Origin of the sequence: Puia sp., assembly GCF_035546395.1 — a bacterium.
Lineage (GTDB): Bacteria > Bacteroidota > Bacteroidia > Chitinophagales > Chitinophagaceae > Puia.
This window is the reverse complement of record NZ_DASZXR010000017.1, coordinates 28,834-42,716: the sequence shown is the minus strand read 5'-3', so window position 1 is coordinate 42,716 and position 13,883 is coordinate 28,834. Positions and strand designations below refer to the sequence as shown.

Below are 13,883 nucleotides of genomic sequence, written 5' to 3'. Positions count from 1 at the left end.
GTATGACACGAATCTTCCTTATCCTTCTTTCGGCGATCACGATCCGGGCCGCCGCCCAGCAGGAATTTCCCCTTGTCTCACAGCAGGACGGAGCCACGCCTATCTACGTCGACGCACAGGACCATTGGCTGGTAAAAAAATCCGCCGAACTCCTGCAGGACGATATCGAACGCATCACCGGCGTCAAACCGCCCATCATCACCACCCTGCCGGACGCCCCTATCGCCCGCCTCGTGATCATCGGCAGCAGGGACCATTCGACCCTGATCCAACAACTGCTGAAACAGAACCGCCTCTCCTCCAAACAAACCGGCAAATGGGAAGCCTACACCCGGGTGACCCTCCGTAATCCGACTCCCACCATCGGCGAAGCCCTTGTCATCGCCGGCAGCGACCGCAGAGGGACGGCCTACGGCGTGGTCGATCTCTCCCGCCGGATGGGCGTCTCACCGTGGTACTACTGGGCCGATGTCCCAGTACCCCATCGCAACGAACTCTTCTATCCCCGAGGCATCACCACCACCGACGGTCCGTCGGTGAAATACCGCGGTTTCTTCATCAACGACGAAGCTCCCGCCCTCAGCGGCTGGGCCCGCGAGAAATTCGGCGGCTTCAATCATTTTTTCTACGACCATGTCTTCGAACTGCTGCTCCGCCTGAAGGCCAACTATCTCTGGCCTGCCATGTGGGGCAACGCCTTTAACGACGACGATACGCTCAACCCCGTCCTGGCCTCGCAATACGGCATCGTCATGGGCACCAGCCACCACGAACCCATGCTGCGCGCCCAGCAGGAATGGAAACGCTATGGCTCCGGCCCCTGGGACTACACGAAGAACGCCGCCGTCCTCGACAGCTTCTGGACAAAAGGCATCGAACACATGGACCACCACGAAAGCATCGTCACCGTAGGCATGCGCGGGGACGGCGATATGCCCATGACGGAAGGAGCCAACATCTCCCTCCTCGAAAACATCGTCAGCGACCAACGGAGCATCATCCAAAAGGTCACCGGCAAACCCGCCGAAGCTACGCCTCAATCCTGGGCTCTCTATAAGGAAGTGCAGGCCTACTACGATAAAGGCATGCGCGTTCCCGATGATATTACACTCCTGCTCTGCGACGACAACTGGGGGAACATCCGCAAACTTCCTGTCCTGGGCGAAAAACCAAGGCCCGGCGGTTATGGCCTCTATTATCATTTCGACTATGTCGGCGGTCCCCGAAACTACAAATGGATCAACACCAATCCCCTGCCCCGTGTATGGGAAGAGTTGAACCTGGCAAAAGCATACGGCGATGACCGCATCTGGATCGTCAACGTCGGTGATATAAAACCCCTGGAGCTCCCGATCACCTTCTTCCTCGACTATGCCTGGGACCCCGATGCCATTCCCGCCGACACCATCGCCGCCTACACGCGGCAATGGGCAGCCGCGCAGTTCGGTCCCACCCACGCCGGCGAGATCGCCGGGATCCTCGCCCTCTACGCCAAATTCAACGGCCGCCGCAAACCCGAGTTGCTGTCTCCCGACACCTATAGCCTGTCGGACTACCGAGAGGCAGAGACCGCGGTCACCGATTACAAGCTCCTCTCGGAAAAGGCCGCGGTCCTGGGCCGGCAATTACCAAAAGAGTACCAGGACGCTTATTTCGAGCTGGTGCTCTATCCCGTCCAGGCAAGCGCCAATCTGAATGAGCTCTATTATGCCGTGGCCCGCAACCGGCTCTATGCCGCCCAGGGCCGCATCGCGACAAACGATCTGGCCACCCAGGCAAAACTGCTGTTCCTGAAGGACTCGATATTATCGTCAACCTACAATCGAAACATCGCCGCCGGGAAATGGTCCCACATGATGGATCAGACGCATATCGGTTACACCGGCTGGCAGGAACCCCGCCACAATAGCATGCCCGCCACCAAAACGATCGATACCGCGGCCATATCGGGATCGCCCTGGGGCATCGCCGTCGAGGACTCCGTCTTCAACCCCTATGATCGCCGCAATCACTACCTGGATATCTATAATCGCACTACCCATCCCTTCACCTACACCCTCACCGCCGCCGATCCCTGGATAAAGATTGGTCGCGCCAACCACACAGTCACCGACGAACAACGCATCTGGTTCGGCATCGACTGGCCGCAGGTCCCCGCAGGGACCAAACAAAGCAGCATCACCGTTACCGGCCCCAACGGCACAGCCGTCAAAATACCGATCCTCCTCGAGAACACAGGGATCCGCCCCCCCGGCGATTTCAAAGGTTTTATCGAGACAGGCGGGTGTGTATCCATTGCCGCCGACCATTACAACAAGGCAGTCGGCAACAAGACCATCCGATGGCAGACGATTCCCGACCTCGGCCGTACCGGCTCCGCCGTCCAGGCCGCACCTGTCACTGCCAGGGCGATCACTCCCACCGGCAACAGTCCGCACCTCGAATACACGGTATGGCTTTCCGATACGGGCACGGTAAAGGTCAACGTGTACCTCTCTCCCCTCCTTGAATTCAACAGGAAACCCATCCACTATGCCATCGCATTCGACGACGGGAATCCCCAGGTCATCGACTGCAGCACCGGCAACGAAGCCCACGGCGCCTGGGACAAAATGGTAGCAGACAATATCCGGATCGCGACATCCACGCACACACTCAGCCGCCGCGGCGAACACACGCTGAAATTCTTCCTCGTCGATCCCGGTCCGGTCCTGCAAAAACTGGTCATCGATGCCGGCGGCGAAAAACCATCCTATCTCGGCCCACCCGAATCACCAAAACTAGACTGACAAAGCTAACGGACAACCTGGAAGGCTTTTTATGAAGTAGTGCACTTTTAAAGAGAATTCCCTATATTTATTGAAGATTCCTTGCGTCACTGCCTCATAACCATTCAAAACGATTGCTTGTCACGGCATTAGTGTTCCTATTGCCCTGTTTTCCCTACCTTCGGGTCGCAAAAATCATACGCTGTATGCAACGACCCCTGCTTTGTTTTCTGCTTGCCGTACTTGTAACCAATACGCTGCAGAGCCAACCCCTCTATACCCCCCGGGACATAAAAGAAGCTTATAAGAATGGTACCCGTTCCCCCGACGGCCGCCCCGGCAACCATTATTGGCAGAACAAAGGCCGCTATGACATCACCCTTTCCGCAAACCCGCCAGACCGGACGATCCGCGGCTCGGAGACCATCGTCTATACCAACAACAGCCCCGATACGCTGAAAACGCTGACCTTCCGGCTGACGGTCAATATCCACCGGCCGGGCGCCGCCCGCATGAGCGCGGCAAGCCCCGAGTACCTTAGCACCGGCGTCATCATCGACAGCTATGCCGAGAACGGCCAGGCAAACACCTGGAAAAACTCCGCGGCCGACCGCACGTGGAAACAGATCCGCCTGGCCGCCCCCCTCCTTCCCCACGATTCGGTCCGGCTCAACATCGACTGGCACTACGAGATCTCCCTCGAAAGCGGCCGCGAAGGAATGCTGGACTCCACAACGTATTTCCTCGCATATGCCTATCCCCGCGTAGCCGTTTATGACGACTACGCCGGCTGGGATCATATCGACTTTAATGATATGCAGGAGTTTTACAATGACTTCAACGACTATATCCTGAAAGTAAAAGTGCCGGCCAACTATATCGTCTGGGCCACCGGCGATCTGCAAAACCCCGACGAAGTCCTGACCCCGGCCTACGCAAAGCGCCTGACCGGCTCCGCCACCACCGATAAGATCATCTCCATCGCAACGCCGCAAGAGATCGCAGCCGGAAAAGTGACCCCGCAGAACACTACCAACACCTGGATATGGAAGGCCAACGATATTACCGACGTGGCCTGCGCCCTCAGCAATCACTACGCCTGGGATGCGTCGAGCGTTGTCGTTGATGACGCCACCGGCCGTAGGTCGGGGGTGCAATCGGCGTATAACGAAAAGGCAAACGACTTCCATTATATGGTGGAGTTTGGCCGCCATGCCCTCGATTGGCTTTCCCATAACTACCCCGGAGTTCCCTACCCTTTCCCAAAGACGACCATCGTCCAGGGCTTCGCAGATATGGAATACCCGATGATGGTGAACGACAATACCACCCCCGATACGGTCTTCTCCCGCTTCGTAGCCGAACACGAGATCGCACACAGCTGGTTCCCCTTCTATATGGGCATCAACGAATCCCGGTTCGCCTACATGGACGAAGGCTGGGCCACCACTTTCGAGCTCCTCATCGGCCGATCGGATCTCGGCAAGGAAAGAGCGGAAGGCTTCTACAAACAATTCCGGGTCAACGGCTACACCTACGATCCATCCTTCACCGAAGATCTCCCCATCATCACTCCCACCGACGCGTTGACCGGCAGCGCCTATGGCAACAATGCCTACGGCAAACCCTCCCTCGCCTATCTCGCGGTAAAAGACCTGCTCGGCGATGATCTGTTCAAAAAATGCCTCCACACCTATATGGATCGCTGGCATGGAAAACATCCCATCCCGTGGGATTTCTTTTATTCCTTCAACGATGCCTCCGGTCAAAACCTGAATTGGTTTTGGAACAACTGGTTCTTTACTTATAATTATCTTGATCTCGCCATCGACAAGGTAGAGGGCAACAGCATCCTCATCCGCAACATCGGCGGATTCGCAATCCCCTTCGACCTGGTCATCACCTATGCCGACGGCACAACCGCAAGGGTACACCAGACCCCCGCCGTCTGGCGCACCGATCAATCGAAGACGACGATCGCCCTGCCCAATGCCGGCAAAACCCTCCGGTCGATCCAGGTCGACAACGGCATCTACGTCGACGCCGACGCGTCGAATAATAAATGGACCGCTAATTAATAATCAAACCATGCCCGTCAGCACCCGCATCCTCCTCGTATCGCTGTTGCTTTCCTCCGGCGCCATCGCCCAAACACTCCCTTTCCGCAACGCGTCCCTCCCGCAGGCCGAACGCGTGAATGACCTCCTCTCCCGCCTCACCCTCGAAGAAAAGGTTTCCCTGCTGGGCTATCGCAGCAAGGCCGTAGACCGCCTGTCGATCCCCGCTTACAATTGGTGGAACGAAGCGCTTCATGGAGTCGCCCGTGCGGGCGAAGCCACGGTCTTCCCCCAGGCCATCGGCATGGCGGCAACCTTCGACGATCGCCTCCTGCGGGAAGCCGCCGGATCCATCTCCACCGAAGCCCGCGCAAAATACAATCTCTCCACCGCCGCCGGCAGACGGGAACAATATATGGGCCTCACCTTCTGGTCGCCCAACATCAACATCTTCCGCGACCCGCGCTGGGGCCGCGGCCAGGAGACCTATGGCGAAGACCCCTACCTGACCGCCACCATGGGCACCGCTTTTATAAAAGGTATCCAGGGCGATGACGCCCGCTATCTAAAGGCCTCGGCATGCGCAAAACATTTCGCCGTTCACAGCGGCCCCGAAGCCAATCGCCACACCTTCGATGCGATCGTAGACGAAAAAGATCTCCGGGAAACCTATCTCTACTCCTTCAAACGACTCGTGGATTCCGGCGTCGAATCCATCATGTGCGCCTATAACCGCGTCAATGGCGAGCCCTGCTGCACAGGCCCGACGCTCCTCCACCGCATCCTGCACGAAGAATGGCATTTCAAAGGCCACGTGGTCACGGACTGCGGAGCCCTCGACGATATCTTCACGCGACACAAAGTACTCCCTGGTCCTATGGAAACGGCCGCCGCGGCAATAAAGGCCGGTGTGAACCTGGATTGCTCCAATGTGCTCCAACAAGACGTCATAAAAGCGGTGGATGCCGGCCTCCTCACCAAACAGCAGGTGGACTCGGCTCTTGCCCCGTTGATCCGTACCCAGCTGAAGCTGGGCTTCTTCGACGAAAAGGCCGCAGTTCCCTTCAGCAACTATGGCGCAGATAGCGTCCATACCGCCGGACATATCGCCCTGGCCCGACGCCTCGCCGCCGAAGGCATGGTCCTGCTCAAGAACGACCGCGGCGTCCTCCCCTTTCGCAAGGACTCCCTCGCCTCGTTGATCATCGTCGGCCCCAACGCTTTTTCCTTTGACGCCCTCGCCGGCAACTACCACGGAGTCTCCTCCCCGATGGTCACCTTCCTCGAAGGCCTGACCACCGCAGCAGGCCCCGCCGTCCATGTCGAATATGATCAGGGTTGCGACTATAAAGACAGTATCCATTTCGGCGGAACCTGGGCAGCCTCGAATTGCCAGGCGACCATCGCCGTTATCGGCCTCACGCCCGTCATGGAAGGGGAAGAAGGCGATGCCTTCCTGGCGCCCCATGGCGGCGATCGCACAGACCTCAGCCTGCCCTCCGCCCATATCGCCTATATAAAAGCGTTGCGGAAAGCGATCCATGACAAACCGCTGGTCGTGGTCGTCACGGCCGGCAGCGCAGTCGATCTCACCCCGATCCTGCCCTATGCCGACGCGATCCTGCTGGCCTGGTACCCCGGCGAACAGGGCGGCAACGCCCTGGCCGATATCATCTTCGGCAAGATCTCCCCCTCAGGCCACCTGCCGGTCACCTTCTACCGGTCCCTTGGCGATCTGCCGGACTATCAGGATTATAGCCTCAAAGGCCGCACCTATCGCTATTACGGCGGTCCCGTCCAATACCCCTTCGGCTTCGGACTCAGCTATACGAGCTTTTCCTACGCCTGGCAGAAACCGCCTCGGCAAAACATCACAGCCAAAGACACCCTTTCCTTTTCACTGACAGTGAGCAATACGGGCAATTTCGATGGCGATGAGGTCGTGCAGGCGTACATCCAATACCCCAATGGGGACCGGATGCCGGTTAGAGAATTAAAAGCCTTCCACAGGATATCCGTACCGGCCGGCCAAGCACAAACGCTCTCCCTCGCCATCCCCATGAGCGAATTGCAGAAATGGGACCTCGCCGCCGGTAAATGGAAGCTGTACAAAGGAGATTACAAACTCATCCTGGGAAGTCACTCGAGAGACGAAAAGCTCACGGCGACATTCAGCGTTCGTTAGAACGGAAATCGCAGATCAAACAGACAATTTTATCTTCTTCTTCTCCAGCACCCCGGTCAGCAACACGATCAGGAAGGCAAAGACAAATGATTTGCCCACCCCGATCCAACCACTGCGGATCGCCTCGGGCAGCTGCGCTTTCTCACCCAGCAGCTTGATGATCGCATAGTGGATGTCCGGAAGAAGATAACAGGTGAGCGTGATCGTACCCGCGGGCCGGATCAACCGGTACCAGTTTTGCCGGTCCTTTTGATCGACGATATACCCCAGTATCGCCACGCAGCCGATACTGATCCCCGTACAGATGAGTATCCAGGACGGGGTAACCCCCAGCTTCGCGATCCCGCCGATCGGCCTTACGATAAATCCGGCCACGATCAGCGCCGGCGCCACCGCGGCCAGCATCGTCAACCCCTCGGAGGCCATCCCTTTTTGCGTCATCCGCTGGTAATAGACGGTCGTCACCACACCCGCCATGGTGAAGGCGGAAAGCCCTCCGCTGCCGCCAAGCGACATATAATGAAGCATTGCCCCGCCAACCGTATGAACGAGGATCGAATAGGCCAGGAAATACATAAAGACGATCGATAACAATGGGATCCGGTCCCCGATAAGGAAATAAAGCAGGCCGCAGGTAAGATAGCACCAGCCGATCAATCCAAGGATGCCCCACCAATACATGCGCAACCCCATGGGCTCATCGGGAGTCCCACCCTTATAGATCACCGCCATGAAGATCAGCGCCGCGATCCCGATCCCCCGGAAGAACCATTTCTTCGGCGCGGACCATTCCCGGGGATAAACCAGCCAGACAAAGAAGAAAGCCACGGTGATGATAAGCAGGAAGCCGAACCTCGACACCAGCGCGGGCCCCTTCGTAAACTCTTCATAGTTGACCAGGAAAAAACCCATCACCAGCAAGGCAAAGCTCCGGCGCAGGATATGCCAGAAAGTCTCCATCCGCGTCGCCCCCCGCTCATGACCGGCCTTTATCGCAAGCGGGATCGACAACCCAACGATAAAAAGAAAAGCAGGAAAAACGGTGTCTGCAAGACCCAGCCGGTCCTCCCCCTCCTTGGCGTGCTCGAGCCATACCGGTACATGGAAGTCTAACTCCAGGTCGTTCACAAAGATCATCAGCAGCATCGTTATCGCCCGGAAGGCGTCGATGGAAGCAAGGCGGCGGGTTATTTTTGTCATAGCAGTTTTTTCCAGTAGTATAGCCAGTCGATTATGCGGCTCGTATAACCGTACTCGTTGTCAAACCAGGCGATCAGCTTCAGCTGCCTCCCAACGATGGACGTAAGGGTGCCGTCCACCACACAGGAATGCGTGTCCCCTTTGATATCCAGCGACACGATAGCCTCCTCGGTATAATCCAGCACCCCGTCATATTCGTGCCGCGCCGCATGGGCGAACAATGCGTTGACCTCGCGCGCCTTCGCAGCCCTGCTCAGCTGTACCGTGAAATCGGCCATGGCGCCGTTGGCCACAGGCACCCGCGTCGACACCGTGCCGATCCTGTCCTTCAGCCCCGGCATCAGCCGTTCCAGCGACTGGGCCAGGTCGATCTCCACCGGGATGATGGACTCGGCCGCCGCCCGGCCCCGGCGGAACTGCTTGTGCGGAGCATCCACCAACTCCTGTCTCGAAGTATAGGAATGCAGGATGTTCACCTGCGCCGATTCGATCCCGATCGAGTTCAATAAATATAGGATATGCGTCGAACAATTCGTCATGCAACCGCCCGGCGAAATGATCTTGCTTTCCTTCGTCAACGCATGCTGGTTGAATCCATAGATCAACAGCGGTATATCCGGCGACCCCGTCGTCGATAAAAGCACCCGCTTCGCTCCAGCGGTCAGATGCATCGCAGCCGCCTCGCTTTTTGTGAACCGGCCCGAACACTCCAGCACAACATCCACACCCAATTCCGCCCAGGGCAGCTTCAGCGGATCGTCCACCCGAAATGCCGCGATGCTCCTGCTCCCAAAGGACAGCCGACCATCGGCATAGGATACCCGCTCCGGTAAAGTTCCGTAAATCGAGTCATATCGCAACAGATACGCAAGATTTTCCGGCTCCATAATGTCATTGACGGCGACAAGCTCGATACCCTCCGATAACAACAGCTTCCTGGCAAGCAATCTGCCGATCCGTCCCATTCCATTGATAGCTATACGCATGGCTTCATGATACTATTGAGGAACAAATATACAGGTAAACACATACCATTGCTTCGGGCTTTTTATCCGAAATTTGTATATGTCCATCCCAACTCCGGCCCATATCCTCGTGATCGACGAGATCCCCCTTCTCTCCATCGGACTCCAGCAAGTGTTCCGCTACATCCATCCCGACATCCGGGCCGGGCACACCGACAGCGTCTTCACCGCTCTTTCGGCGCCCGCCTTCGAAAAAGTACCCTGGTACCTCATCGTATTGGGTTCCGGCGACGAGACCCGACCCGGAAGCCTCCTGCTTCCCGCCGCAGAGCTGAAGCAGAGATTCCCATCCAGCCACATTATGATTTATTCCAACGTGTACGAACCGATCATCATCGAAAAGATGAAGGAGACCGGCATCGATGCATACGTGCATAAATACGAATCCGCCGACGAGATCGGCAATGCCTTCCAACAACTCTCCGCCGGCCAATCCTATGTCTCCGAAATATTCCGGACATTGTATAATGACTATCGGTAAAAGTCCCTACCTTTGCAAAGTCATCAGATGATAGGATGAAAAAGAATTCTCCCCTTCCGCGGCACTCCCTCGCCGACGCCGTCGTCGGCCGGCTTCAACAGCAGCTTTCCCTTGGCGTGTATAAGCCCGGCGACAAGCTGCCCTCCGAACCGGAGCTGATGGCCGAATTCGGCGTAGGCCGCAGCACGATTCGCGAAGCCGTACGCATCCTGGCCAACACCGGCCTGCTCACCGTACGCCAGGGATCGGGAACGATGGTGGAAGCACAACGGGGCATCGCCGAACCGCTTCCGCAACGGCTCCGCCGCGCCTCTGCAGCCGATCTCGACGAGGTAAGACAACTCCTCGAGATAAAGATCGCCGAGAAAGCCGCCCTTCTCCGCACCCGAAAGGACATCACGAAAATGAAAGCCCTGCTGGACGAGCGGAACACGGCGGCAATGACCCGCGATATCGAAGGCGCCATCCGCAGCGATATCCAGTTCCACATCGCCATCGCCGTAGCTTCCCGAAACGATATCCTTGCCGACCTTTACCGCACCGTAGCCGAACAGATGACCCGCCATTTTCATCAGACCCACCTGACGACCCAAAAATTTATCGAATCCCAGCAACTCCACGAACAGCTGCTGCAAGCCATTATTGACCAGGACCCGAAAAAAGCCTGGCAATACGCGGAAAAGATCGCCACGCATTAATGTACAAACCATGTCCAACACATTGACCTCATCGCCGCCATCGGCCACCATCAACACCAATGAACAAGCCGGCGCCGTCGTGCAAAAGACCGTATTTTCGATCCTCCTCGCCATCAGCTTCTCACATCTGCTGAACGATACCATGCAGTCGCTGATCCCCTCCACCTATCCACTGCTCAAACGATCACTTAGCCTGAACTTCAGCCAGCTCGGCCTGATCACCTTCTGCTTCCAGCTCACCGCCTCTCTCCTGCAACCCTTCGTCGGACTCTATACGGACAAACGGCCGCAACCCTATTCGCTCGCCGCCGGCATGTGCTTCACACTCGCAGGCCTGCTTCTGCTCTCACGGGCCGGCAGCTTCCCCCTCGTGCTCGTAGCCGTGTCCCTCGTCGGCGTGGGAAGCTCCATCTTCCACCCCGAAGCCTCCCGCCTGGCCTACCTGGCCTCCGGCGGAAAACGCGGCCTGGCCCAATCCATCTTCCAACTGGGCGGCAACGCCGGCGCCTCCCTCGGCCCCCTGCTGGCAGCCCGGATCGTCTCTCCCTATGGCCAGTCGAATATCATCTGGTTCGGAGTCTTCGCACTCATCGCCATCGGCGTGCTGCTGAACACCGGCCGCTGGTACCGCCGCAACCTGACGATGCGACGTAAAAAAGCCGTTTCGATCATCTACGAATCCGACCCCGGCCTGTCCAAAGGACGGGTCGCCACGTCCCTTTCCATTCTGCTCGTGCTCATCTTCTCCAAATATTTCTACATGGCCAGCATGAGCAGCTACTACATGTTCTTCCTCATCGACAAGTTCCACGTCTCCGATCAGCACGCCCAGATCCTGCTTTTCATCTTCCTCTTCGCCGTGGCAGCCGGTACAATGATCGGTGGTCCCATCGGGGATCGCTTCGGCCGCAAATACGTCATCTGGTTCTCGATCCTCGGGGTCGCTCCCTTCACCCTCCTGCTCCCCTATGCCAGCCTGTTCTTCACCGCCGTACTTTCCGTCTTCATAGGTCTTATCCTGGCTTCGGCCTTCTCCGCCATCCTCGTATATGCCCAGGAACTGGTTCCCGGTAAGGTCGGCCTCATCGCCGGCCTGTTCTTCGGCCTCGCCTTCGGCATGGGCGGCATCGGCGCCGCCGTCCTCGGCCGCCTCGCCGACCGCACCGGCATCCAGCACGTCTTCCACCTCTGCTCCTTCCTGCCCCTGCTCGGACTGCTCACCGGGTTCCTGCCCGATACCACGCCAAAAAGCAAAAAAGCCTGATGCGCGCATCAAGCCCCAAAAAGCTCAAAAACGTCAAGGCCACCCTGTAACCAGGGCGGCCTCTAACGATTGCTTGCCATATAAAGATTTACTTCTTCTTGGTCGTATCGGCAGCCATCTTGGTGCTGTCAGCAGACATCTTCGTGCTGTCAGTTGCCATCTTGGAAGAATCAGCAGACATCTTGGTGCTGTCAGCCTTAACTGCAGTGGAATCAACGGGTTTGGATTCAGAACCGGAGTTGTTACAAGCGGCGAAAGCGGCGATAGCGGCTACAAAAAAGAACTTTTTCATTTGATTTTTTGATTTTGCGTTAATTGAATGGTTTCGGGGTTAATACCCGTAGTAATAAAAAGTAACCCTCAATAATCAACGTTTTTTACATATTTATTTTCACAATACATAGTAGATGGTTTTTGAGGGACAAAAATGCTTTTTTTGAATTTTTTGCCCTTCCTTTGGGTTACGAATGGTTAATTTGGGTATTAAACATAGCACAAGCGTGAGGACCGAGACCAACGAACAGAAATTAATCGAAGGACTGGCACACAACGACCGCAAGGCCATCGAAGCAATCTATAAACAGCACTTTAATATGGTGCAGTCTTTGATCCTCAATAACAACGGCTTCCCCGACGATGCCCGCGACATCTTCCAGGAAGCCATGATCGTCTTGTTCGAAAAAGCCAGGTCCGGCTCTTTCGAATTGAACAGTCAACTGAAGACCTACCTCTATTCCGTATGCCGCCGGCTCTGGCTCAAACGCCTCAACCAGCAGCAGAGATTCTCACCCGAAGTGGACAATCTCGAAGAGACCGTACCCGTAGAGGAAGACGTTGAGCGGCACGAACAGCGCAACAAGGACTTCCTGGTGATGGAAAAATCCCTGAAGAACCTCGGCGAACCCTGCAAAAGCTTGCTCGAGGCCTACTACCTGCAAAAGAAAAGCATGGTGGACATAGCCGCGGATTTCGGCTACACAAATGCCGACAACGCCAAGAACCAGAAGTACAAATGCCTGATGCGATTGAAAAAGATCTTTAACAGTAAAAAAGACTCGAAAGAATAAAATAAAGTGAGTAAGATGCAAGACACCACCCTATTAGACGCCATCGAACGCTATCTCCGGGGGGAAATGCTCCCCGAGGAAAAGCTGTTCTTCGAACATATCCGGGAAACAAATCCGGAAGTCGACCAACGCGTGGTCGAACATGCGGCCTTTCTCAACCAACTCGATGAATACGGCGAAAACCGCCGGTTGAAGAACCAGCTCTCGGACGTATACGAACAGTTGACCCGTAGCGGTGAGATCGAACAACCCACCCCAACCGCCAAAGTGATCACCCTGTGGAATAAATACAAACGCACCGTCTTCGTCGCCGCGTCCATCGCCGGCATCACAGCGCTCTTTATCAGCGGGCTTTTCTCGCTGGTGACACCAAAGGTCAGCCAGGCCAAGATCGATCTCCTGAGCCGCCAGTTGACCAACCAGCAGCATATCGTTAACAATGTCATCAACAAGCTCAATTCCGTGGAAGCCCAAAACAACACCATATTTAACCGTGGCGGCACGGGCTTCCTGGTCGATGGCAAAGGCTATCTGCTCACGAATGCCCATATCGTAAAGAATGCCACGGTCGTAGCCGTGCAAAATACCCTCGGCGAATACCAGGCCCGCATCATCCAGCTCGACCGGCAGGCCGACCTCGCCCTGCTCAAGATCGAGGACACGGCCTATCATCCCTTTAACGGCCTGCCCTATGGCATCAGCAAGACGGGCGCCGATCTCGGCGACGATCTCTTCACCCTCGGCTATCCCCGCCCCACCATCGTATATGGAAAAGGATACCTCAGCGCGGAGACTGGCTTCCAGGGTGATACCACCGCCTTCCAGCTGACCATCGCCGCCAACCCCGGCAACAGCGGTACTCCCGTTCTCAACAACGACGGCGAAGTGATCGGCATCGTTACCTCCAGCCAGGCAAACGCCGAAGGCATGGTCTTTGCCGTCCGCTCCAAGAACATCTACAGTGCCCTCGATTCCATGCGGACCGACAGCACGCTCCAAAAGACGGACACCACCCTGAGCACCCTCAGAATACCCACCAATTCCGTCATCAAAGGAATGGATCGCAAAACCCAGATCAAACGACTCCGCGACTATATCTTCATAGTGAAGTCCAACTGATAAAAAAGGCCCGCGACGC

11 protein-coding genes are annotated in these 13,883 nt (G+C 56.5%); 8 read left to right on the top strand and 3 right to left on the bottom strand.

The annotated features are described in order from the left end of the window. Positions 1-2: 2 nt before the first annotated feature. The 3 genes from VHE34_RS25270 to VHE34_RS25260 all read left to right on the top strand — a co-directional run bounded on the left by VHE34_RS25270 (position 3) and on the right by VHE34_RS25260 (position 7,010). Positions 3-2,789 (top strand): glycosyl hydrolase 115 family protein, encoded by a 2,787-nt coding sequence (locus VHE34_RS25270; RefSeq protein WP_325593162.1) that lies wholly within the window; start codon positions 3-5, stop codon positions 2,787-2,789. Between the two features lie 185 nt (positions 2,790-2,974). Beyond that, complete coding sequence (locus VHE34_RS25265; RefSeq protein WP_325593160.1) at positions 2,975-4,846, top strand: M1 family metallopeptidase; 1,872 nt, start codon at positions 2,975-2,977, stop codon at positions 4,844-4,846. A gap of 10 nt (positions 4,847-4,856) precedes the next feature. Further along, positions 4,857-7,010 carry a glycoside hydrolase family 3 N-terminal domain-containing protein gene (locus VHE34_RS25260; RefSeq protein WP_325593158.1) on the top strand — a complete coding sequence of 718 codons (2,154 nt, stop codon included), beginning with the start codon at positions 4,857-4,859 and terminating at the stop codon, positions 7,008-7,010. A gap of 15 nt (positions 7,011-7,025) precedes the next feature. On the opposite strand, the gene VHE34_RS25255 is transcribed toward VHE34_RS25260, so the two are convergent. Then, entirely contained in the window at positions 7,026-8,210 is a 1,185-nt protein-coding gene (locus VHE34_RS25255; protein ID WP_325593156.1) for a DUF5009 domain-containing protein, read from the bottom strand. Continuing rightward, positions 8,207-9,196: a type I glyceraldehyde-3-phosphate dehydrogenase gene (locus VHE34_RS25250; protein ID WP_325593154.1), complete on the bottom strand. Its 990-nt coding sequence runs from the start codon at positions 9,194-9,196 to the stop codon at positions 8,207-8,209. Before VHE34_RS25250 ends, VHE34_RS25255 begins: the two co-directional genes overlap by 4 nt. Positions 9,197-9,275: 79 nt before the next feature. Here VHE34_RS25250 and VHE34_RS25245 point away from each other — a divergent pair, with 79 nt between their 5' ends. From VHE34_RS25245 to VHE34_RS25235, 3 genes are read left to right on the top strand one after another with little or no spacing between them, the layout of a single operon-like run. Further along, entirely contained in the window at positions 9,276-9,716 is a 441-nt protein-coding gene (locus VHE34_RS25245) for a hypothetical protein (protein WP_325593152.1), read from the top strand. A gap of 35 nt (positions 9,717-9,751) precedes the next feature. Beyond that, on the top strand, positions 9,752-10,414 hold the full coding sequence (locus tag VHE34_RS25240) for a FadR/GntR family transcriptional regulator (protein ID WP_325593151.1): 663 nt from the start codon (positions 9,752-9,754) through the stop codon (positions 10,412-10,414). Positions 10,415-10,424: 10 nt separating this feature from the next. Further along, positions 10,425-11,678 (top strand): MFS transporter, encoded by a 1,254-nt coding sequence (locus tag VHE34_RS25235; RefSeq protein ID WP_325593149.1) that lies wholly within the window; start codon positions 10,425-10,427, stop codon positions 11,676-11,678. A gap of 88 nt (positions 11,679-11,766) precedes the next feature. Here VHE34_RS25235 and VHE34_RS25230 read toward each other — a convergent pair whose 3' ends face one another. Further along, complete coding sequence (locus tag VHE34_RS25230) at positions 11,767-11,970, bottom strand: hypothetical protein (protein WP_325593147.1); 204 nt, start codon at positions 11,968-11,970, stop codon at positions 11,767-11,769. A gap of 208 nt (positions 11,971-12,178) precedes the next feature. Here VHE34_RS25230 and VHE34_RS25225 point away from each other — a divergent pair, with 208 nt between their 5' ends. Both VHE34_RS25225 and VHE34_RS25220 read left to right on the top strand, forming a co-directional pair. Then, positions 12,179-12,745 carry a sigma-70 family RNA polymerase sigma factor gene (locus tag VHE34_RS25225; RefSeq protein WP_325593145.1) on the top strand — a complete coding sequence of 189 codons (567 nt, stop codon included), beginning with the start codon at positions 12,179-12,181 and terminating at the stop codon, positions 12,743-12,745. Positions 12,746-12,760: 15 nt separating this feature from the next. Further along, on the top strand, positions 12,761-13,864 hold the full coding sequence (locus VHE34_RS25220; protein WP_325593143.1) for a serine protease: 1,104 nt from the start codon (positions 12,761-12,763) through the stop codon (positions 13,862-13,864). Positions 13,865-13,883 lie beyond the last annotated feature (19 nt).